The organism is Halomonas sp. ND22Bw (assembly GCF_003011945.1).
In the GTDB taxonomy this organism is placed as follows: Bacteria; Pseudomonadota; Gammaproteobacteria; order Pseudomonadales; family Halomonadaceae; genus Halomonas; species Halomonas halophila.
In genome coordinates this window covers 1-238 of sequence record NZ_PXWD01001744.1, presented here as the reverse complement: position 1 = coordinate 238, position 238 = coordinate 1, and the positions used below count along the sequence as shown (strand labels likewise).

Annotated in this window: 1 protein-coding gene; it reads left to right on the top strand. The window is 70.6% G+C overall.

Annotation, left to right across the window (positions count from 1 at the left end):
• The coding region (locus CVH10_RS24265) for a hypothetical protein (RefSeq protein WP_219925110.1) at positions 1-238 on the top strand (238 nt) is incomplete at both ends.

Here is a 238-nt window from a genome sequence, read left to right as displayed (position 1 = left end):
CGGCACCGTTGCCAGCGCCCGCGCGACCCGCCCGCTGACGGGCAACGGCGGCTATGTCTATGGCGGCTATCGCGTCCGCCGCGGCGGCTTTCCGGTGTACGAGGACGAGAATTACACCACTCGGCGGGGCGAGGTGAAGGTCGGCGCGCTCTATTCGCTGCTGCGCGACCGGCTGGTGGACGAACGCCGCACCCGCCGCACGCTGGCGTCGGGCGATATCGACATCGCGCGCTTCGAA